This window comes from Pseudomonas sp. BCRC 81390, from assembly GCF_030341915.1.
Taxonomy (GTDB): Bacteria; Pseudomonadota; Gammaproteobacteria; order Pseudomonadales; family Pseudomonadaceae; genus Aquipseudomonas.
In genome coordinates this window covers 222,264-242,746 of record NZ_JATAAG010000069.1, presented here as the reverse complement: position 1 = coordinate 242,746, position 20,483 = coordinate 222,264, and the positions used below count along the sequence as shown (strand labels likewise).

The 20,483-nt window shown below is 63.1% G+C and carries 22 protein-coding genes and 1 pseudogene; 21 read left to right on the top strand and 2 right to left on the bottom strand.

The window, feature by feature from the left end:
• Positions 1 to 57: 57 nt before the first annotated feature.
• The 8 genes from QSV36_RS22560 (at position 58) to rpoS (ending at position 7,251) form a co-directional block, all read left to right on the top strand.
• Complete coding sequence (locus tag QSV36_RS22560) at positions 58 to 1,170, top strand: S-(hydroxymethyl)glutathione dehydrogenase/class III alcohol dehydrogenase (protein ID WP_016712915.1); 1,113 nt, start codon at positions 58 to 60, stop codon at positions 1,168 to 1,170.
• Positions 1,171 to 1,178: 8 nt separating this feature from the next.
• Positions 1,179 to 2,033 (top strand): S-formylglutathione hydrolase, encoded by an 855-nt coding sequence (gene fghA, locus QSV36_RS22555; RefSeq protein ID WP_225776629.1) that lies wholly within the window; start codon positions 1,179 to 1,181, stop codon positions 2,031 to 2,033.
• Between the two features lie 87 nt (positions 2,034 to 2,120).
• Positions 2,121 to 2,594, top strand: a complete 474-nt coding sequence (gene ispF / locus QSV36_RS22550; RefSeq protein WP_186679178.1) for a 2-C-methyl-D-erythritol 2,4-cyclodiphosphate synthase — start codon at positions 2,121 to 2,123, stop codon at positions 2,592 to 2,594.
• Entirely contained in the window at positions 2,591 to 3,649 is a 1,059-nt protein-coding gene (truD, locus tag QSV36_RS22545; protein ID WP_289134576.1) for a tRNA pseudouridine(13) synthase TruD, read from the top strand. Before ispF ends, truD begins: the two co-directional genes overlap by 4 nt.
• Entirely contained in the window at positions 3,637 to 4,386 is a 750-nt protein-coding gene (gene surE / locus QSV36_RS22540; RefSeq protein ID WP_225776632.1) for a 5'/3'-nucleotidase SurE, read from the top strand. Before truD ends, surE begins: the two co-directional genes overlap by 13 nt.
• A 35-nt stretch (positions 4,387 to 4,421) precedes the next feature.
• Positions 4,422 to 5,060 carry a protein-L-isoaspartate(D-aspartate) O-methyltransferase gene (locus QSV36_RS22535; protein ID WP_170034070.1) on the top strand — a complete coding sequence of 213 codons (639 nt, stop codon included), beginning with the start codon at positions 4,422 to 4,424 and terminating at the stop codon, positions 5,058 to 5,060.
• Positions 5,061 to 5,277: 217 nt separating this feature from the next.
• Entirely contained in the window at positions 5,278 to 6,135 is an 858-nt protein-coding gene (locus QSV36_RS22530; RefSeq protein ID WP_289134727.1) for a peptidoglycan DD-metalloendopeptidase family protein, read from the top strand.
• 108 nt (positions 6,136 to 6,243) lie between these two features.
• Positions 6,244 to 7,251, top strand: coding sequence for an RNA polymerase sigma factor RpoS (gene rpoS / locus QSV36_RS22525; RefSeq protein ID WP_170028669.1), 1,008 nt, complete (start codon positions 6,244 to 6,246; stop codon positions 7,249 to 7,251).
• Positions 7,252 to 7,760: 509 nt separating this feature from the next.
• Here the strand turns inward: rpoS and fdxA are convergent.
• Both fdxA and mutS read right to left on the bottom strand, forming a co-directional pair.
• Positions 7,761 to 8,084, bottom strand: a complete 324-nt coding sequence (gene fdxA, locus QSV36_RS22520) for a ferredoxin FdxA (RefSeq protein WP_085626452.1) — start codon at positions 8,082 to 8,084, stop codon at positions 7,761 to 7,763.
• A gap of 140 nt (positions 8,085 to 8,224) precedes the next feature.
• Positions 8,225 to 10,798 carry a DNA mismatch repair protein MutS gene (gene mutS / locus QSV36_RS22515; protein WP_289134573.1) on the bottom strand — a complete coding sequence of 858 codons (2,574 nt, stop codon included), beginning with the start codon at positions 10,796 to 10,798 and terminating at the stop codon, positions 8,225 to 8,227.
• Positions 10,799 to 10,947: 149 nt separating this feature from the next.
• Here mutS and QSV36_RS22510 point away from each other — a divergent pair, with 149 nt between their 5' ends.
• The 13 genes and pseudogenes from QSV36_RS22510 (at position 10,948) to QSV36_RS22455 (ending at position 20,444) form a co-directional block, all read left to right on the top strand.
• Positions 10,948 to 11,685 carry a LexA family transcriptional regulator gene (locus QSV36_RS22510; protein WP_289134571.1) on the top strand — a complete coding sequence of 246 codons (738 nt, stop codon included), beginning with the start codon at positions 10,948 to 10,950 and terminating at the stop codon, positions 11,683 to 11,685.
• A 475-nt stretch (positions 11,686 to 12,160) separates the two neighbouring features.
• On the top strand, positions 12,161 to 12,499 hold the full coding sequence (locus QSV36_RS22505) for a phage holin family protein (protein ID WP_289134569.1): 339 nt from the start codon (positions 12,161 to 12,163) through the stop codon (positions 12,497 to 12,499).
• A gap of 12 nt (positions 12,500 to 12,511) precedes the next feature.
• Positions 12,512 to 13,009: a hypothetical protein gene (locus QSV36_RS22500; protein WP_289134567.1), complete on the top strand. Its 498-nt coding sequence runs from the start codon at positions 12,512 to 12,514 to the stop codon at positions 13,007 to 13,009.
• Entirely contained in the window at positions 13,006 to 13,566 is a 561-nt protein-coding gene (locus tag QSV36_RS22495; RefSeq protein ID WP_289134565.1) for a phage baseplate assembly protein V, read from the top strand. The genes QSV36_RS22500 and QSV36_RS22495 overlap by 4 nt, the downstream gene beginning before the upstream one ends.
• Positions 13,567 to 13,638: 72 nt before the next feature.
• Positions 13,639 to 13,965 carry a GPW/gp25 family protein gene (locus tag QSV36_RS22490; RefSeq protein ID WP_289134563.1) on the top strand — a complete coding sequence of 109 codons (327 nt, stop codon included), beginning with the start codon at positions 13,639 to 13,641 and terminating at the stop codon, positions 13,963 to 13,965.
• A complete protein-coding gene (locus QSV36_RS22485; RefSeq protein WP_289134561.1) occupies positions 13,962 to 14,843 on the top strand; it encodes a baseplate assembly protein in 882 nt (293 codons plus the stop codon). The genes QSV36_RS22490 and QSV36_RS22485 overlap by 4 nt, the downstream gene beginning before the upstream one ends.
• A 1-nt stretch (position 14,844) precedes the next feature.
• On the top strand, positions 14,845 to 15,453 hold the full coding sequence (locus QSV36_RS22480; RefSeq protein ID WP_289134559.1) for a phage tail protein I: 609 nt from the start codon (positions 14,845 to 14,847) through the stop codon (positions 15,451 to 15,453).
• A pseudogene (locus QSV36_RS22475) lies at positions 15,446 to 16,513 on the top strand (phage tail protein); the annotation flags it as partial. The gene QSV36_RS22480 and the pseudogene QSV36_RS22475, both read left to right, overlap by 8 nt.
• On the top strand, positions 16,499 to 17,938 hold the full coding sequence (locus QSV36_RS26170; protein ID WP_502945746.1) for a glycine-rich domain-containing protein: 1,440 nt from the start codon (positions 16,499 to 16,501) through the stop codon (positions 17,936 to 17,938). The pseudogene QSV36_RS22475 and the gene QSV36_RS26170, both read left to right, overlap by 15 nt.
• On the top strand, positions 17,919 to 18,344 hold the full coding sequence (locus tag QSV36_RS22470) for a phage tail assembly chaperone (protein WP_289134557.1): 426 nt from the start codon (positions 17,919 to 17,921) through the stop codon (positions 18,342 to 18,344). The genes QSV36_RS26170 and QSV36_RS22470 overlap by 20 nt, the downstream gene beginning before the upstream one ends.
• A 97-nt stretch (positions 18,345 to 18,441) precedes the next feature.
• Positions 18,442 to 19,608 (top strand): phage tail sheath subtilisin-like domain-containing protein, encoded by a 1,167-nt coding sequence (locus QSV36_RS22465; RefSeq protein ID WP_289134555.1) that lies wholly within the window; start codon positions 18,442 to 18,444, stop codon positions 19,606 to 19,608.
• Positions 19,609 to 19,621: 13 nt separating this feature from the next.
• Complete coding sequence (locus tag QSV36_RS22460) at positions 19,622 to 20,131, top strand: phage major tail tube protein (RefSeq protein WP_027920000.1); 510 nt, start codon at positions 19,622 to 19,624, stop codon at positions 20,129 to 20,131.
• A 10-nt stretch (positions 20,132 to 20,141) separates the two neighbouring features.
• A complete protein-coding gene (locus tag QSV36_RS22455) occupies positions 20,142 to 20,444 on the top strand; it encodes a phage tail assembly protein (protein ID WP_289134553.1) in 303 nt (100 codons plus the stop codon).
• The last annotated feature ends 39 nt before the right edge of the window (positions 20,445 to 20,483 follow it).

Below are 20,483 nucleotides of genomic sequence, written 5' to 3'. Positions count from 1 at the left end.
CAAATAGCAGTGAATTACACTGCCAGACTGAATCGACCCTCTGTCTGGAGACCTTTGATGATCAAGTCCCGTGCTGCCGTAGCCTTCGAAGCCAAGAAACCTCTGGAAATCGTCGAAGTCGACGTGGCCATGCCCAAAGCCGGTGAAGTGCTGCTGCGGGTAGTCGCCAGCGGTGTCTGCCACACCGATGCCTATACCCTGTCCGGTGCCGACCCAGAGGGTATCTTCCCGTCGATCCTTGGCCACGAAGGCGGCGCGATCGTCGAGGCGGTGGGCGAAGGCGTGACGTCGGTCGCCGTCGGTGACCACGTCATCCCGCTGTACACCCCGGAATGCGGCAAGTGCAAATTCTGCCTGTCGGGCAAGACCAACCTGTGCCAGGCCATTCGCGCCACCCAGGGCAAGGGCCTGATGCCGGATGGCACCACGCGCTTCTCCTACAAGGGCCAGCAGCTGTTCCATTACATGGGCACCTCGACCTTCTCCGAATACACCGTGCTGCCGGAAATTTCCGTGGCCAAGATCCAGAAAGAAGCGCCACTGGAAAAGGTCTGCCTGCTCGGTTGCGGCGTCACCACCGGTATCGGCGCAGTGCTCAATACTGCCAAGGTCAAGCCGGGTGATACCGTGGCCATCTTCGGCCTCGGCGGCATCGGCCTGTCGGCGGTAATCGGCGCGGTGAAGGCCAAGGCCTCGCGGATCATCGCCATCGACATCAACCCGGCCAAGTTCGAGATCGCCCGCCAGCTGGGTGCCACCGACTGCATCAACCCGAAAGACTACGACCGCCCGATCCAGGAAGTGATTGTCGACCTCACCGATGGCGGCGTGGACTTCTCCTTCGAGTGCATCGGCAACGTGCAACTGATGCGTGCCGCGCTGGAATGCTGCCACAAGGGTTGGGGAGAGTCGGTCATCATCGGTGTGGCCGGTGCCGGCCAGGAAATCGCCACCCGTCCGTTCCAGCTGGTCACCGGGCGCGTCTGGCGTGGTTCGGCGTTCGGCGGCGTGCGTGGCCGCAGCGAACTGCCAAGCTACGTGGAAATGTCGGAAAAGGGCGAGATCCCGCTGGACACCTTCATCACCCACACCATGGGCCTGGAAGACATCAACAAGGCCTTCGACCTGATGCACGAAGGCAAGAGCATCCGCAGCGTGATCCACTTCTGAGGTGCGCCATGAGCCTGGATAACATTTCCTGCCAGAAGAGCTTCGGCGGCTGGCACAAGCGTTACCGGCATCACTCCAGGGTGCTGGGCTGTGACATGGTGTTCGCCGTGTACCTGCCACCGCAGGCCGAGCAGGGCGAGAAGCTGCCGGTGCTGTACTGGCTCAGCGGCCTCACCTGTACCGACGAGAACTTCATGCAGAAGGCCGGTGCCCAGCGCCTGGCCGCCGAACTGGGGCTGATCATCGTCGCGCCGGATACCAGCCCGCGTGGCGAGCAGGTGCCGGGTGACCCTGACGGGGCCTGGGATTTCGGCCTGGGGGCGGGCTTCTACCTCAACGCCACCCAGCAACCCTGGGCACAGCACTACCGCATGCACGACTACGTGGTGGAAGAGCTGCCGGCGCTGATCGAGGCGCATTTCCCGGCATCGGCGGAGCGCAGCATCAGCGGCCATTCCATGGGCGGCCATGGTGCGCTGGTGTGTGCCTTGCGTAACCCTGGGCGCTACCGCTCGGTGTCGGCGTTCTCGCCAATCAGCAACCCGATGGATTGCCCATGGGGCGAGAAGGCCTTCAGCCGCTACCTGGGGGAAGACCGCGCGCGCTGGCGCGAATGGGATGCCAGCGTGCTGTTGGCCGAGACGCCGGCGGGCGAGTGCCCGCCGCTGCTGGTCGACCAGGGTGACCGGGACGACTTTCTCGAGAAGCAGCTCAAGCCCGAAGCGCTGGAGCAGGCGGCACGCAAAGGCGGGCATGCGCTGACCCTGCGCCTGCAACCGGGTTATGACCATAGCTACTACTTCATCGCCAGCTTCATCGAGGAGCACCTGCGCCATCATGCGGTGGCGCTGGGGCGGGTGTAGCCGTGGCTGCGGCCGCGCCTACATGGCGGCCCCAATAGCGGCTAAAGCAGGTAGAATCACGCCCTGACTCATTCAGGGCGTTTTTCTATGCGTATTGGCCACGGCTACGATGTGCACCGTTTCTGTGACGGTGATTTCATTACCCTGGGCGGGGTGCGTATCCCCCATAAATACGGCCTCCTGGCTCACTCCGATGGCGACGTGCTGCTGCACGCCCTGAGCGATGCCTTGCTGGGCGCGGCGGCGCTGGGCGATATCGGCAAACATTTCCCCGACACCGACCCGCAGTTCAAGGGCGCCGATAGCCGCGTGCTGCTGCGCCACGTGGTCGGCATCGTCCTGGCCAAAGGCTGGAAGGTCGGCAATATCGACGCCACCATCGTCGCCCAGGCGCCAAAGATGGCCCCCCACATCGAGACCATGCGCCAGCGCATCGCCGAAGACCTGCAGGTCGAACTCGACCAGGTCAACGTCAAGGCCACCACCACTGAAAAACTGGGCTTCACCGGTCGCGAGGAGGGCATCGCCGTGCATGCGGTTGCCCTGCTGCTGCCAGCATGACCGAAGTGGAACTGCTGGGCCCGCGCGCATCGGGCGAACCCTTGGGCACTGCTGTACTCAAGGCGGTGGCCGAAGACTTCCAGGTCGACGAAGTGCTGGACATTCCGTTGTCGGGGCAGGGTGAGCACTTGTGGCTGTGGGTCGAAAAGCGTGACCTCAACACAGAAGAAGCCGCCCGCCGCCTGGCGCGCGCTGCCGGCGTGCCGGTGCGCAGCATCAGCTACGCCGGGCTCAAGGACCGCCAGGCACTGACCCGGCAATGGTTCAGCCTGCACCTGCCGGGCAAGGCCGACCCGGACCTGTCGCGTGCCGAGGATGCCAGCCTGCGCGTGCTCAGGCAGGTACGCCACCAGCGCAAGCTGCAGCGCGGTGCGCATTCGGCCAACGGCTTCACCCTGCGCCTGACTGCCCTGGCCGCCGACCACCAGGCGCTGAACGCGCGCCTGGAACAGCTCAAGCAGCACGGGGTGCCCAACTATTTCGGCAGCCAGCGCTTCGGCCACGCCGGCGGCAATGTCCATGACGCCCTCGACTGGGCCGCGCGCAAGGCCCTGCCCGAGCAGCGCAACGTACGTTCGCGGCTGCTGTCGGCCGGGCGCAGCTACCTGTTCAACCAGTTGTTGGCCGCCCGTGTCGCCGATGGCAGCTGGTCGCGGGCGCAAGTGGGCGACCTGCTGGCGTTCACCGACAGCCGCAGTTTCTTCCCGGCGGGGGAGGCCGAATGCGTCGACCCGCGCCTGGCGATCCTGGACCTGCACCCGACCGGCCCGCTGTGGGGCGCGGGCGATTCGCCCGCCGGCGCTGCCACCGGGCAGCTGGAAAACGCCATCGGCGCGCGCCAGCCAGCCCTTTGCCAATGGTTGGCCCAGGCGGGCATGGATCACGAACGGCGTATTCTGCGGCTCCCTATTGGCGGCCTGACGTGGCATTATCCCGAGCCTGATATCCTGCAACTGGAATTCGTCCTTCCGGCCGGATGCTTCGCCACCGTGGTGGTGCGCGAAGTCGTGGATCTGGTGTCGGCAGGGCAGACGGACAGCCCATGCGTATTCTGATTTCGAACGACGACGGTGTTACCGCACCCGGCATCGCCGCGCTGCACGCTGCGCTGGCGGATTACGCCGAGTGCGTGGTGATCGCCCCGGATCAAGACAAGAGCGGCGCCAGCAGTTCGCTGACGCTGGACCGGCCACTGCACCCGCAGACCCTGGCCAATGGCTTCATCAGCCTCAACGGCACGCCGACCGACTGCGTGCACCTGGGGCTCAATGGGCTGTTGCCGCAGACGCCGGACATGGTCGTGTCGGGGATCAACCTCGGTGCCAACCTGGGCGACGACGTGCTCTATTCGGGCACGGTCGCCGCCGCGCTGGAAGGCCGTTTCCTCGGCGGGACTTCGCTGGCGTTCTCGCTGTTGTCACGCCAGCCGGACAACCTGCCGACGGCAGCGCATATCGCCCGCCGCCTGGTCGAGGCGCAGTCACGCCTGACCTTGCCGCCACGCACCGTGCTCAACGTCAATATTCCCAACCTGCCGCTGGAACACATCCGCGGTATCCAGCTCACCCGCCTCGGTCACCGGGCGCGGGCGGCAGCGCCGACCAAGGTGGTCAACCCGCGCGGCAAGGAAGGCTACTGGATCGCCGTGGCCGGTGATGCCGAGGACGGCGGGCCGGGCACCGATTTCCACGCCGTGATGCAAGGCTACGTGTCGATCACGCCGCTGCAGCTCGACCGCACCTTCAATGATGCCTTCGAGCAGCTCGACGGTTGGCTGGAGGGCCTGCTCTGATGCGCGAGGACGATATGCTGCGGCGTGGCATCGGCATGACTTCCCAGCGTACCCGGGAGCGGCTGATCCAGCGCCTGTGCGAAGAGGGGGTGTCGAACAGCAAGGTACTCGACGTGATCCGTCGTACCCCGCGCCACCTGTTCGTCGATGAGGCGCTGGCGCATCGTGCCTACGAAGACACCGCGCTGCCGATCGGCCACAACCAGACCATTTCCCAGCCATTCATGGTTGCCCACATGAGCGAGCTGCTGCTGGAAGCCGGGCCGCTGGACAAGGTGCTGGAGATCGGCACCGGTTCGGGCTACCAGACGGCGATCCTGGCCCAGCTGGTCGAGCGGGTGTTCTCGGTGGAGCGCATCAAGGTCCTGCAGGACCGGGCCAAGGAGCGCCTGGTGGAGCTGAACCTGCGCAACGTGGTGTTTCGCTGGGGCGACGGTTGCGAGGGTTGGCCGGCGCTGGCGCCGTATAACGGCATCATCGTCACAGCCGTGGCGCCGGAAGTGCCGCAGGCGCTGCTCGACCAGCTGGCGCCTGGCGGCCGTATGGTGATTCCGGTGGGGCCGGCCGGCGAAACGCAGCAGCTGATGCTGATCGTGCGTGAAGAACATGGGTTCTCCCGCCGAGTGCTCGGCGCTGTGCGCTTCGTGCCGCTGCTCAACGGTCCGCTGGCCTGAGCGCTGCGGGTACGCGCCAGCGGTATTTTTGCGCGGGTGGCGAATTCCTGTTGCTTCGCCCTGTCTATCTGGCGGGGTGAAGCGCTGGCACACAAATCGCCATGGCTTTGCATCAGTCATCGAACCTGCCTGCCAGGAATGGCCGGCTTGGTTATAATCGCAACATTATTGCATTTCTTGTCTTCATATCGTTTTCGGCACCATGAGGGGAGCGCGGGTGGGTCACACAGTCATTCGGCAGCGCAAGGACGGGTCGGGTTTCACGCTTCTGGTGATTGCACTGGCCATGAGTACGCTACTGGTGGGTTGCTCAAGCACCAGCAGCAACAGCGCGCGGGTGGTCGACCGTAACAACAGCGTACCCAAGCGCCCGGTGGTGACCTCCGGGCAGTACATCGTCAAGCCTGGCGATACGCTGTTCTCCATCGCCTTCCGTTATGGATGGGACTACAAGGAGCTGGCCGCGCGTAACGGCATCGCGGCGCCTTACACCATTCGCCCGGGGCAGGCGATTCGTTTCAGCAGTGGTTCGTCCGGCAGCACCACGGTGGTGTCCAGCCCCTCATCGTCGAGCAAGACCACGGTCATCCGCCGGCCTGCCGGCAGTCCGGCTACAACCCCTGCCAGCCCTGGCAAAGCGGCCGCGCCGGCCGCTTCCAGCAGCGCCCCGGTGGTCGCCACGGTGCCCGCCGCGGAGCGTGCGGTGGGTGGCTGGACCTGGCCAGCCAATGGCGTGCTGATTGGAAAATTCGCTTCAAACGGTAGTTTGAATAAAGGCATTGATATCGCCGGTGATTTGGGACAGCCTGTTTTTGCTGCGTCTGATGGTGCAGTGGTCTACGCCGGGAGTGGGCTGCGGGGCTACGGCGAGCTGATCATCATCAAGCACAGCGACACCTACGTCAGTGCCTACGGTCATAACCGCAGGCTGTTGGTTCGGGAGGGGCAGCAGGTCAAGGCAGGGCAGTCGATTGCTGAAATGGGGTCCACGGGCACAGATCGGGTGAAGCTGCATTTCGAGATTCGCCGCCAGGGCAAACCCGTCGATCCGCTCCAGTTCCTGCCACGTCGTTGACTGTTGTACCTGGCCTGTTCCGCTGATGTAGAGGGGACAGGCTCCAGCGCTGCCAGGGAGAAAGGTGCCGCTCGAGTCTGAGTTCGAACTCAGCAAAGGACTATAACAATGGCTCTCAGTAAAGAAGTGCCGGAGTTTGACATCGACGATGACGTCCTCCTGATGGAGACGGGCATCGTTTTGGAAACGGATGTGGTGTCAGACGAACCTGCTGTATCTTCGGTTCGGACGAGGGCCAAATCGGGCTCTTCGCTCAAGCAACACAAGTACATCGATTACAGCCGGGCGCTCGATGCCACCCAGCTGTATCTCAACGAGATCGGATTCTCGCCTCTGCTTTCGCCGGAAGAAGAAGTGCATTTTGCGCGTCTGTCGCAAAAGGGCGACCCTGCCGGCCGCAAGCGCATGATCGAAAGCAACCTGCGCCTGGTTGTGAAAATTGCCCGTCGTTACGTGAACCGCGGCCTGTCGCTGCTCGACCTGATCGAGGAGGGCAATCTGGGGCTGATCCGTGCGGTCGAGAAGTTCGACCCGGAGCGTGGTTTCCGTTTCTCGACCTATGCGACCTGGTGGATTCGTCAGACCATCGAGCGGGCGATCATGAACCAGACCCGCACCATTCGCCTGCCGATCCACGTGGTCAAGGAACTGAACGTATACCTGCGGGCGGCTCGCGAACTGACGCAGAAACTCGACCACGAGCCGTCGCCAGAGGAAATCGCCACGTTACTGGAAAAACCGGTCGGCGAGGTCAAGCGCATGCTGGGCCTGAACGAGCGGGTATCTTCCGTGGACGTTTCGCTGGGCCCGGACTCGGACAAGACCCTGCTCGATACTTTGACCGACGACCGGCCGACCGACCCCTGCGAGCTGTTGCAGGACGATGACCTGTCGCAGAGCATCGACCAGTGGCTGGGCGAGCTGACCGACAAGCAGCGTGAGGTGGTGGTGCGTCGCTTCGGCCTGCGCGGGCATGAAAGCAGTACGCTCGAAGATGTCGGCCTGGAAATCGGCCTGACTCGTGAGCGGGTGCGGCAGATCCAGGTAGAAGGCCTCAAGCGCCTGCGCGAGATCCTCGAGAAGAACGGGCTGTCCAGTGAGTCGCTATTCCAGTAGCGAAGGACCGCACCAGCAAACGCCCCGATGACCTCGGGGCGTTTTTGTTTGCCTTGTGTGGGGCCTGGAGTCTAGAGGCAGCCTGGGCCGGGCTCGAAACATTATGTACAGCGCTACCCTGTTAGCATTGCGTGTAAGCCTTTGCTTACTTGTTGTGTAAGCCTTCTATGTAATAGCCGGTAAATCAATGGCGCTCCAAGGGGCCGATATTCCTCAAGCCATTGAAAAATATCGATTATTTAGACGTGAGGAAATGTGTCTCCGGCAACACCCTGTGAGGTTTTGCGGTTGCCTGCCGGGCGCAAGGCGCTAGTATTCGAACTGTGCACAGGGACATGCACAGGCTTTCAGGACGAAGGCCAAGGACATCGCAAGAAGCGATTTCATCAGGATGATGTCAGGGACAAAGCAGGGACTACGGAAAAAAATGTGGGCGGGTCAAACCGCCCCTTTTTTTGCCCGCAGAAAACAAAAAAGGCCCTGGAGGGCCTTTTTCGTATCGGGCGCTATCAGCGCTCCAGGTGTTCGATCTTGCCGGTCTTGCCATCCCACTCTTCAGCGTCTGGCAGGGCGTCCTTACGCTCGGTGATGTTCGGCCAGATTTCCGCCAGTTCGGCGTTCAGCTCAATGAAGTTTTCCATGCCCGCTGGCACTTCGTCTTCCGAGAAAATGGCTTGTGCCGGGCATTCCGGTTCGCACAGGGCGCAGTCGATGCACTCGTCCGGGTGGATGACCAGGAAGTTCGGGCCTTCGTAGAAGCAGTCCACCGGACAGACTTCCACGCAGTCGGTGTATTTGCATTTGATGCAGTTGTCGGTGACGACGAAGGTCATTTCTAGTTCTCTCCTCAGGCGACGGCGGCGGCCCTTCCTCTCAGGGCCGCGCGGTTTACAGGCATGTGGCTGCAGGCCAGGCTAATAACCTGCAGCACCAGCAAACCGCGGCGGATTCTACCAGCTTGTAGTGGGCGCCGTTATAACAGGTTCTTTAGTTGATATAGCGTTTCGATAGCTTGACGCGGGGTCATGTCGTCCAGTTGCAGCTTGCCCAGCTTCTCGATGGCCGGGTGTGGCAGGCTGGCGAACAGGTCGCTCTGGTGCGGTACCTGCGGCACATCCTTGGCCTTTTGGGCCGGCGGTTGTTCATGCGGCAGGCTGGTGGTTTCCAGGCGGGCCAGGTGTTCCCGCGCACGCTGGATGACCGCCGTCGGTACGCCCGCCAGCTGGGCCACGGCCAGGCCGTAGCTCTGGCTGGCAGGGCCAGGCAGCACATGGTGCAGGAACACGATGCGTTCATTGTGCTCGGTGGCATTCAGGTGCACGTTGGCCACCAGCGGCTCGCTTTCGGCCAGCACGGTGAGCTCGAAGTAGTGCGTGGCGAACAGCGTGTAGGCGCGCAGCTGGGCCAGCCGCTCGGCGGCAGCCCAGGCCAGCGACAGGCCGTCGAAGGTACTGGTGCCGCGGCCCACTTCGTCCATCAGCACCAGGCTGCGGTCGGTGGCGTTGTGCAGGATGTTGGCGGTTTCGCTCATCTCGACCATGAAGGTCGAGCGCCCGCCGGCCAGGTCGTCGCTGGAACCGATACGGGTGAAGATGCGGTCGACCAGCGACAGTTCGCAACTGGCCGCCGGCACGAAGCTACCGATATGTGCCAACAGCACGATCAAAGCGGTCTGGCGCATGTAGGTGGACTTACCGCCCATGTTCGGGCCGGTGATGATCAGCATGCGCGTGTTGTCGTCCAGGCCCAGGTCGTTGGCCACGAACGGCGTGGTCAGTACCTGTTCCACCACCGGGTGGCGGCCTTGCTCGATGCGCAGGCATGGCTCGTCGACGAAGCGCGGGCAATTCAGGTCCAGGTTCAGCGCACGTTCGGCCAGGTTGCTGAGCACGTCCAGTTCCGCCAATGCCGCGGCGCTGTCCTGCAGCGGCGCCAGGTGGCTGATCAGGGTTTCCAGCAAGCCGTCGTAGAGCATCTTCTCGCGAGCCAGCGCGCGGCTTTTGGCCGACAGCGCCTTGTCCTCGAACGCCTTCAGCTCCGGGGTGATGAAGCGCTCGGCACCCTTGAGGGTCTGGCGGCGGATATAGTCGCCCGGCGCCTGCTCCGCCTGTTTGGTCGGCAGCTCGATGAAATAGCCGTGCACGCGGTTGTAGCCGACCTTGAGGTTGGCCAGGCCGGTGCGGGCCTTTTCCCGGGCTTCCAGGTCGATGAGGAACTGGCCGGCGTTCTCGCTGATCGCCAGCAACTCGTCCAGCTCGTTGTCATAGCCGGGCTTGAGCACGCCGCCATCGCGGATCACCGCTGGCGGGTTATCGATGATCGCCCGCTCCAGCAGGCTGGCCAGCTCCGGGTAGGTACCGGTAATGGCGGCCAGGCGCGCCAGGTGCGGCGCCTCCAGCTCGGCCATGGCGTTCTGCAGCTCGGGCAGCGCAGCCAGCGCATCGCGCAGGCGTGCCAGGTCGCGTGGGCGGGCGTTACGCAGGCCGATACGGGCGAGGATCCGCTCGATATCGCCAATTTCCTTGAGCTGCGGCTGCAGCTTCTCGAAACGGTAGCTGTCGAGCAGGCAGCGGATCGAGTCCTGGCGGGCCTGCAGCACCTTGAGGTCGCGCAACGGGCGGTTCAGCCAGCGGCTCAGCAGGCGGCTGGCCATGGCGGTCTGGCAGCGGTCGATGACCGACTGCAAGGTGTTGTCACGCCCGCCGGCAAGGTTGATGTCCAGTTCCAGGTTGCGGCGGCTGGCGCCGTCGAGGATGACCGTGTCGTCCAGCCGTTCGTGGCGCAGGCTGCGCAGGTGCGGCAGGGCAGTGCGCTGGGTTTCCTTGGCGTAGATCAGCAGGCAGCCGGCGGCGCCGATGGCCAGGGTCAGCTTGTCGCAGCCAAAGCCCTTGAGGTCCTTGGTCGCGAACTGCTGGCACAGGGCCTTGCGCGCCGAGTCGCGGTCGAAGTCCCACGGCGCACGGCGCCGGGCGCCAGGGCGCTTTTCCGCCGGCAGGTCGCGTGGCCAGTCGTCGGGGATCAGCAGCTCGACCGGGTTGAGGCGCTCGAGCTCGGCCAGCAGGTTTTCCCAGCCCTTGATCTCCTGGACGCTGAAGTTGCCGCTGGTGATATCCAGCACCGCCAGGCCGAACAGGCGTTCATCACCCAGCAGCGCGGCAATCAGGTTGTCGCGGCGCTCGTCGAGCAGGGCTTCGTCGCTGACCGTGCCGGGGGTGATGATACGCACCACCTGGCGTTCCACCGGGCCCTTGCTGGTGGCCGGGTCGCCAATCTGCTCGCAGATCACCACCGATTCGCCGAGCTTGACCAGCTTGGCCAGGTAGCCCTCCAGCGAATGGAATGGAATCCCGCACATGGGGATCGACTGGCCGGCCGACTGACCGCGCGCGGTCAAGGTGATGTCCAGCAGTTTCGCGGCCTTTTTCGCGTCTTCGTAGAAGATCTCGTAGAAGTCGCCCATGCGGTAGAACATCAGCTGGTCCGGGTGCTGGCTCTTCAGCTTCCAGTACTGCTGCATCATCGGGGTGTGTGCGGAAAGATCAGACATTCAGGGCCTTACAGCGGGTAATCTGGTTGGCGTTTGTGAAACCGGCAATGGTACAGGCTTTTTCGGGCAGATGCAGGCGTGGCGCTGCAGGTCTCATCGCGCTTCGGTGTGCATTGCATTTCCTGGCGCATGCCTGCATTATGCACGCTATGCAAAAACGCAACGTAGCCTCCGTACTCAGAGAACTGCTCGACCGCCACGGCCTGTCCCCGACGGAGCTGCATCGGCGCACGGGTGTTCCTCAATCCACCTTGTCGCGGATTCTCGGTGGCAAGATCGTCGATCCCTCCGACAAACACGTGTCGAAGATCGCCGAGTACTTCGGTGTGAGCACCGAGCAATTGCGTGGCCGCGCCGCGCTTGGCGAGTCTCGCGAGGCCGCGCTGCCGGCGCACGGTCATGCCGGCCTCAGCGACATCAGCCTGTGGGACGATGAAACCCCCGTCGAGGATGACGAGGTGTCGGTACCTTTCCTTCGCGAGGTCGAGTTGGCAGCAGGATCAGGAAGATTCGTCATTGAAGAAAGCGAGCACGCGCGCCTGCGCTTCGGCAAGCGCAGCCTGCGCCACAACGGCGTGCAGTTCGACCAGGCCAAGTGTGTGACCGTGCGCGGCAACAGCATGTTGCCGGTACTGCGTGATGGCGCGACGGTCGGGGTGAATACCGGCAAGTGCTCGATCGGCGACATCATCGATGGCGACCTCTATGCAATCAATCACAACGGCCAGTTGCGGGTGAAGCAGGTCTATCGCCTGCCTACCGGTATCCGCCTGCGCAGTTTCAACCGCGACGAACACCCGGACGAGGACTACAGCTTCCAGCAGATGCAGGACGAGCAGATCAGCTTGCTCGGGCATGTATTCTGGTGGGGCATGTACGCTCGCTGACAACCCCGCTTTACCAAAACCCGCTTCGGCGGGTTTTTTTTCGCCTTTGGAAAAGTCCTACAAGCCACACCGTGCATGGCCTGCATGCATTTCAGCAAAAACATGTGCATAGAAATTTTCAGAAATGCATTGACTGCATATGCGCAAATGCATAGCCTGTGTCTCAAGCCGGATGTAAACCGGCTGTTACACAGGCAGCGATGGACAGGCCTCAACTGTCCAGAGGGTTGGCAACTGGCCCGGGTGTGCAGCGTAAAGCACCACGATCAGTTATCCGGCGGGCAGGTGGCCGCGGTCGGAGTCATCAATCAGCAGCGGAACCGCGCGGCGTCACCAGTCGTGGCCGGCGGTTCGCCAACGCATTACTGAAAAGCCTGGCGAGCCGGGCTTTTTGGAATGCCGAGGGATTCAAGGCAAGGCATCCATAACCGACCTGTTGGCCTGCGCCAACAGGCATTACACAGGAGACAGGACAGTGACGAACGAGCAACAGGCGTTACTCGAGATGCCGCTCTGGCTGGTAATCGTCCTGGCATTGCTGGGCGGTCTGAGCGGCGAAATGTGGCGGGCCGACAAGGCCGGCGCCACGGGTTGGTCGCTGCTGCGACGGCTGTTGTTGCGCTCCGGGGCCTGCATGGCCTGCGGTGTGTCGACGGTGATGCTGTTGTATGCCGGCGGCGTGTCGATCTGGGCGGCCAGTGCATTGGGCTGCATGACAGCGGTAGGCGGCGCCGATGTTGCCATGCGGCTTTATGAACGCTGGGCGACCCGGCGTCTGGGCCTGCGCGACAGCACACAGCGCGACGAGCGTTAAGGAGGAATATGCATGAGCGAACTGGCCACTCTACATGGCGCAGTGACGGCAACCATTCGTGAGGCAATGCCGGAGTTGGCATCGGTAGATGCCTATACCGCCGTAGGAAATGTCCCCGAACGGCCTTCGCTGCGCCACGGCATCGTCCGCATGACGGCCGATGCGGCACCGCGGGATGGCCGCTCGGTGTTGATTGCCACCTTCGAGGCGGACATCACCGCTGACAGCGCCAATCCAGAAGCGCGGCTGCAGGGCAGTCTGCTGGCCGCCCAACTGATGGACCTGCTGCGCCAGCAGCATTGGGCGCTGGATTTCGTCGAAGCCAGCCGCAATGTGCAGGCGCAGTTTCTGGGCAACGCCTGGACCGTGCGCTGGGACCAGCCGGTGCTGCTCGGCGAGCCACGCTGGAACTGGCCGGACCAGCCGCCCGGCAGCCTGGTCCTGGGCTTCGCCCCGGATATCGGCCAGGGTAACGAAGCGCATTATGTCGCCCCAGAGGATCTGTCATGAGCTACGTCAGTGCCATGCATGACCGTATGCTGGCGTGCATGGTCATTCCCTGCCGGGTGGTTGCGGTGGACCTTGCCGCCGCCCGGGTCCGGGTCTCCGACGGCAGCGGCTGGACCAGCGCCTGGCTGCGCTGGCACGCCCAGGCGGCCGGCCAGGCCAGGCACTGGCGGGCGCCGAGCCTGGGCGAGCAGGGCGTGCTGCTGAGCCCCAGTGGCGAGCCGGCCCAGGGCACCTTCCTGCCCGGCCTGTATGGCGATGCCGGTGGCGCAGCGGACAACCGCGGGCACACCGAGGTCTGGCGTTTCGCCGATGGCGGTTCGGTCAGCTACGACTGGCAGGCCAGCCACTACGACATCCAGCTACCGGCTGGCAGCGCGACCATCAAGGTCGGCGCCGCCACGCTGCAGGTCAGTGACGGTGTGATCAGCCTGCAGGCCGCCGCGATCAAGCTTTCCGGCAACGTCACGGTCGATGGCCCGTTGCAGGTCAGCGGCGATATCAACGGCGGCGGGCGGATCATCGACACCGCCGGCAACACGGCCAACCACAAACACTGAATCAAGCCCGCCCATGCGGGCTTTTTCATACCAGGAGAATGCCATGCATAGCCATGAACAGGGCGGTGCACCATGATCGGCATGGACCGCCGTACCGGCCAGCCACTGCCCGGCATCGATCATCTGCGCCAATCCATCGAGGATATTCTCAGCACACCGCTGGGCAGCCGGCGCATGCGCCCGGAATACGGCAGCCAACTGCGGCGTTTCGTCGACTTGCCGGTCAACGAGGGCTGGAAGAGTGCCGTGCAGGCCGAAGTGGCGCGTGCGCTGGGCCGCTGGGAGCCGCGCCTGCAGTTACAGCGGGTCAAGGTAGTCGCGGTGCTCGACGGCCAGGTCAGCCTGGCACTCAGTGGCCGCTACCTGGGCGACGAAGCGCTGCTGGAGATCAGCGTATGAGCCAGGTCGACCTGTCGAAACTGCCAGCGCCGCAACTGCTGGAGGACCTCGATTACGAAGCCCTTTACCAGGCCGATCTGGACACCTTCCGGGGTTACCTGGGCGAAGCCTGGACCGCCAATCTGGAAAGCGACCCGGTCACCAAGCTGCTCGAGGTCGGCGCGTACCGCAAGCTGCTCAACCGGGCGCGTATCAACGATGCCGCCAAGGCGTTGCTGCTGGCCTACGCCCAGGGCACTGATCTTGACCAGCTGGCGGCCAATGTCGGCCTGCAGCGCCTGGTGATCCAGGCCGAGGACCTGGCCAGCGTCCCGCCGGTCGAGGCGTTGCTGGAAGCGGACGATGCCCTGCGCGAGCGGGTGCAACTGGTTTACGAAGGCCTGACCACGGCCGGCCCGCGCAACAGCTACATCCTGCACGCCCGCAATGCTTCGGGACAGGTGGCTGACGCCACCGCCGAAAGCCCGTCGCCGGCCGTGGTGGATGTCACCGTGCTGAGCCTGGAAGGCGACGGCGAAGCGAGTGCCGAACTGCTGGCGCAGGTAGCGGCCTACCTCAACGACGACGATATCCGCCCGGTTGCCGACCGGGTCAACGTACGCAGCGCTGAAGTGCTGGCATACCGCATCGATGCCGTGCTGCATCTGGCCGACAGCGGCCCCGAGTACGAAGCGATTCTCGCCGAGTGCCAACGCCGCCTGCAGGCCTGGATCAACCCGCGCCGACGCCTGGGGGTGGAAGTGGCACGCTCTGGCATCGATGCGCAACTGCACATCGATGGGGTCAGCCGGGTCGAGTTGAATGGCTGGGCCGACATTCGCCCGAGCAAGGCGCAGGCAGCCTGGTGCAGCGGCTTCAGCCTGAAACGGGGGAGCTGACATGCACAGCCTGTTGCCGCTCAACCGCACCGCGCTGGAGCGGGCCATCGAAGTGGCTGCCGACGAGGACCTCAAGGTCAGCCTGCGCCAACTCTACAACCCCGATAGCTGCCCGGCGCATCTTCTGTACCAACTGGCCTGGGCCTGGTCGGTGGACCGTTGGGAGGACAGCTGGAGCGATGAAATCAAACGCTCGGTGATCCGCTCGGCGTTCTTCGTCCATGCCCACAAAGGCACCTTGGGGGCACTGCGGCGGGTAGTGGAGCCGTTCGGCTACCTGATCGAAGTGCAGGAATGGTGGCAAACCACACCGCCGGCCCCGGCGGGCACTTTCGCGCTGAAGATCGGCGTATCCGATTCCGGCATCAGCGAAAGCACCTACCAGGAACTGACTGCGCTGATCGACGACGCCCACCCGGTCAGCCGCCACCTGACCGGCCTGGTGATCAGCCTCGAAAGCCGTGGCGCCCTTCATTTCGGCTGCGCGATCCAGGACGGCGACGAACTCGACGTCTATCCGCTGACGCCCCGTGACATCGAGGTCATCGGCGTGGTGGGGCGAGGTGGCCGTGAACACACAATCGATACCTTGGACATTGCACATGGTTGACCAGACTTCTCAGTTCTACGCCATCCTCACCAACGTGGGCGCGGCGAAACAGGCCAATGCCGATGCCTTGGGCATTGCCTGGAAAATCACCCAGATGGGTGTCGGCGATGCCAACGGCAGCGACCCTACCCCGAATGCCACCCAGACCCGCCTGATCAACGAATGGCGCCGCGCGCCGTTGAACCAGCTGAAGGTGGATGACAAGAACAGCGCGATCATCATTGCCGAGCAGGTCATCCCGGCTGACGTCGGCGGCAAGTGGATTCGCGAGATCGCGCTGTACGATGCCGATGGCGACATGGTTGCCGTGGCCAATTGCGCACCCACCTACAAGCCGCTGCTGAGCCAGGGTTCGGGACGGACCCAGGTGGTGCGGATGAACCTGGTGGTCAGCAGCGCCAGCAATGTGCAACTGAAGATCGACCCGGCGGTGGTGCTGGCGACTCGGGAGTGGGTTACCGAGGAGCTGGCCAGGCAGGATTTCAAGCATTCGGTGCTGGCGGCGACCACGGCGAACATCGCCCTGACCGGGTTGCAGACGGTTGATGGGGTGGCGCTTGCTGCCGGGGCGCGAGTGTTGGTGAAGAACCAGACCGCAGCCAAGGATAATGGGATCTACAAGGTCGCTGCCGGGGCCTGGAGTCGCAGTAGCGATGCCGATACCGATGCCAAGGTGACACCAGGGTTGTTGGTATCGGTGGAGAAAGGGGTGGCCAATGGTGATAGCGCCTGGCAACTGGTGACCGACGGGCCCATCTCGCTAGGTGTCACAGCGGTGAGCTTCGCCATGGCTTTTGGGCGTACCACAGTTGCTGCGGGAACCTACCGCAGCGTCACTGTCGATACGTATGGCCGGGTCGTCGCAGCAAGCAATCCTGATACCGTTGCCGGCTATGGCTTGACCGATGTTTATACCAAGAGTCAGATCGACCAGTCCCTTGCCTTGAAGGCGCCGCTGGCGAGCCCTGCACTGACCGGACTTCCAACTGCACCAACAGCCTCTCCTGGAACGAATAACGGGCAGCTGGCAAATACGGCGTTCGTAATGACCGCCGTAGCCAACCTGGTTGCCTCAGCTCCGGGTACGCTCGATACCTTGAATGAGTTGGCTGCCGCACTAGGGGATGACCCGAATTTTGCCACCACCATGGCTAATGAACTGGCAAAAAAAGCTGCATTGGCCAGCCCATCGTTCACTGGCGACCCTAAAGCCCCAACGGCTGCAGCCTCCGATAATGATACGACTATCGCTACCACGGCGTTCGTTCGCTCGGCAATGGCGCTATTCGGTATCGGCGCGCCCTCTGCAGCGGTAACGAATATTGATGAAGTTGCTGCCACCGGATTTTACGTTGTTGGCCAGGATACTGCCGGCACAAAACCAAAGCATCCAACGTCAGGGCAAGTGCTTCCTTCGGGCCAGATCATGCACATTCACCGGTCGAGTACTGTCGGCGCAACCCAACTTTGGGACACCCTTACAAGTAGCGAACCGCTGACGTTCATTCGAAGCCGGATTGGCAACACCTCCCAGTGGAACGACTGGACACTGTTATGGACAAGTGGAAACACACCCAAGCAAGTTTCCCCAACGGACACGACAGCGGGGGCCATGATGGTCGTTGGCTCCTTCGGGCTTGGCAAAGCCTATTTAAGTGCTGAAACAGACCTCAACCAGTACGTGGTGCCGGGTAACTACCTGACGCCCATGGCCGGTTTGACCAACCTTCCCAGAGGGTGGCTGACTGCTGCTCGCTATAACTTGATGGTTGAAGGTTCCGATGCCAACAATTATTTGGTCCAGCGTATCACCGGGGGACTGTCTGTCGGCGCGGCGCCGATCCATGCCATCCGTGTCATGCAGAATGCCAACGGCTGGACCGAATGGCAGATTATCAATACCAGTATCAATCTGCCATTTCGCAATCAGGTACGTTTCAAAACTGCGGGCGTCTACCAATGGACGGTTCCTGACAGCGTTCACAAGGTCGAAGTAGAGGTGCGTGGTGGCGGTGGAAGTGGTGCATTCGGCGCTTTTGATGCGACGGTAACTGGACCTGGCGGTGGCGGTGGCGGTGGCATCAGCAAGCGCTTGTGCGCCGTGACCCCAGGTAGCGTCATCACGATTACCGTAGGTGCGGGAGGAACTGCCGTTTCTGGAGAAGGTGAGAGTGGAGTCGCCGGTGGATCGTCGTCGTTCGGTACGTTTTGCTCCGCAACCGGTGGTGCTGCCGGTGGAATGAACGTCGGGGCCTTAGGTGGCCAAGGGACAGGCGGTGATTTCAACGCATCGCTTGGTAGGGGGTTCCCTCCCGTGCGGAGTTCCGGTGGAACTACGAACTGGGGAGGCCAAGGAGGTGGTGGTGAAAGCATCTTTGCGGCTTCTGATACTTCCACCCTCAGCCAGCCTGGCATGGGGGGTGGCGGCAGGACCGTTACCCGTTCCCAGGCTGGTGCTGCGGGCTGTGTTTTCATTACGTATTAAAGGTGCAGAAATGTGGGCATTAGTACAAGACGAGGTCGTGCTGGAAACAACCGAGGTTGATCCAGAAGGCCGATATCACGCCGATCTGAAATGGCGTTCCTGCCCTCCACAGGTGCAAGCAGGCTGGCGCTATGTAAATGCAGTTTTCGTCGAGCCGGTTCATTCCAGGCAAGATGAAGGGACGATAGAGCGCGCCTGGCGTGACGCAGAAATCACGCTGTACCAGTGGCTGCGAGACCGTCATCGCGACGAGCTGGATTTGGGGCGGCCAACGACGTTCAGTGATGTGCAATTCCTGGAGTTGCTCAACTATCTCCAACGGCTGCGTGACTGGCCACAAGACCAACACTTTCCTGATCGAAGTGCCCGGCCTGTATCACCCGACTGGATCAATTTATATACCTGATGACGCCCCGCACCCCGGGGCGTTTTCTTTTCTGGCAACACCCTTCAGGCCCTGCACCCGCAGGGCCTTTTCATACCTGAACCCGGAGTAAACCTACATGAGTGGATTCTTCCACGGCGTCACCGTAACCAACGTCGACACCGGCGCCCGCAGCATCGCGCTGCCTTCTTCCTCGATCATCGGCCTGGTCGACACCTTCACCGAGGGCGCTGGCGCCACGGCCAAGGCCAACGACCTGGTGCTGATCACCAGCGAGCGTGAAGCGGTTGCCGCCTTTGGCGAGAACGCCGCCATCACCAAGGCCTGCCGCGCCATCTATGCCCGCGCCAAGGCGGTCATCGTCGCCTGTGGCGTGGCCAAGCTGGACGATACAGCGGAGCAGACCGCCGCGATCATCGGCGCGGTGCAGGCCGATGGCAAACGCACCGGCCTGCAGGCGCTGCTCGACGGCAAGAGCCGTTTCAACGCCCAGCCACGCCTGCTGGCAGCGCCGCGCCACAGCGCCACCCAGGCGGTGGGCACGGCACTGGTGGCCCTGGCCGACAAGCTGCGCGGCATCGCCATCATCGACGGCCCCAACAGCACCGACCAGGCGGCCATCGACTACGCGAAGAATTTCGGCGCCAAACGCGCCTTCCTGGTCGACCCGGGCGTGCAGTACTGGGACAACGGCGAGCAAGCCACTCTCGATGCCCCTGGTTCGGCCTGGGTCGCCGGCCTGTTCGCCTGGACCGACCGCGAATATGGTTTCTGGGCCTCGCCCTCGAACAAGGAATTCGTCGGCATCACCGGTACCACCCGCCCGGTAGAGTTCCTCGATGGCGATGACAGCTGCCGCGCCAACCTGCTGAACAACGCCAACATCGCCACCATCATCCGCGACGACGGCTTCCGCCTGTGGGGCAACCGCACCTTGTCGAGCGACCCGAAATGGGCGTTCGTCACCCGCGTACGAACCATGGACATCGTCATGGACGCGATCCTCTACGGCCACAAGTGGGCCGTCGACCGCGCCATCACCGCCACCTACGTCAAGGACGTCACCGAAGGCCTGCAGGCCTTCATGCGCGACCTGAAGAACCAGGGCGCGATCATCAACTTCGAGGTCTTCGCCGACCCGGAGCTGAACACCGCCAGCCAGCTCGAGCAGGGCAAGGTGTACTGGAACATCCGCTTCACCGATGTGCCACCTGCCGAAAACCCCAATTTCCGCGTCGAAGTCACCAACCAGTGGCTGACCGAAGTCCTCGATTCCGCCGCTTAAGGAGCGCATCCACATGGCAATGATTCCCGAAACCCTGGCCAACCTGAACCTGTTCGTCGATGGCGTCAGTTTCCAGGGTGATGTACCCAGCCTGACCCTGCCCAAACTCACCCTGAAGATGGAAGAGCACCGCCCTGGCGGCATGGACATGCCGGTCGAGATGGACCTGGGCATGGAGAAGCAGGAAGCGGCCTTCACCACCACCGGTGTGCGCCGCGAAGCGCTGAAGTTTTTCGGCCTGGCCGACGGCAGCGGCTTCAACGGCACGTTCCGCGGTGCCTTCAAGGGCCTCAAGGGCAAGATCAACCCGGTTGTGGTCACCCTGCGTGGCACGCTCAAGGAAATCGACATGGGCGACTGGAAGTCCGGTGACAAGGCCGAGATCAAGCACAGCGTCGGCTTGACCTACTACAAGCTGGAAGTCGATGGCCGCCTGATTTACGAGATCGACGCGCTGGGCATGAAGCGCGTGATCGATGGTGTCGACCAACTGGCCGCCCAGCGCGCCGCGCTCGGCTTGTAAGGAGGCGACCATGGCTCATGCGAAAAAGCAGCCACAGTGGCTGACCCTGGGCGCCGACCGCGTCACCGTGCGCCTGTCACGCCCCAGCGAAGCCAACGGCATTCAGGTCGACAGCCTGTCGCTGCGGGCACCGACCGTGCGCGATATCCGCAACGCCCAGGCCGGCGGCGTCGACGATGACCAGCAGCGCGAACTGAACCTGTTCGCGTCGTTGGCCGAAGTCGGCATCAAGGACCTCGAAGGCCTGACCCTGAAGGACTATGGCCGCCTGCAAAGCGGTTATTTTCGCCTGGTGCAGGACGACGAACTTTGACCCGTCCCGGCAAAAGGCCGCCGCTCGGCGGCTGGCCAG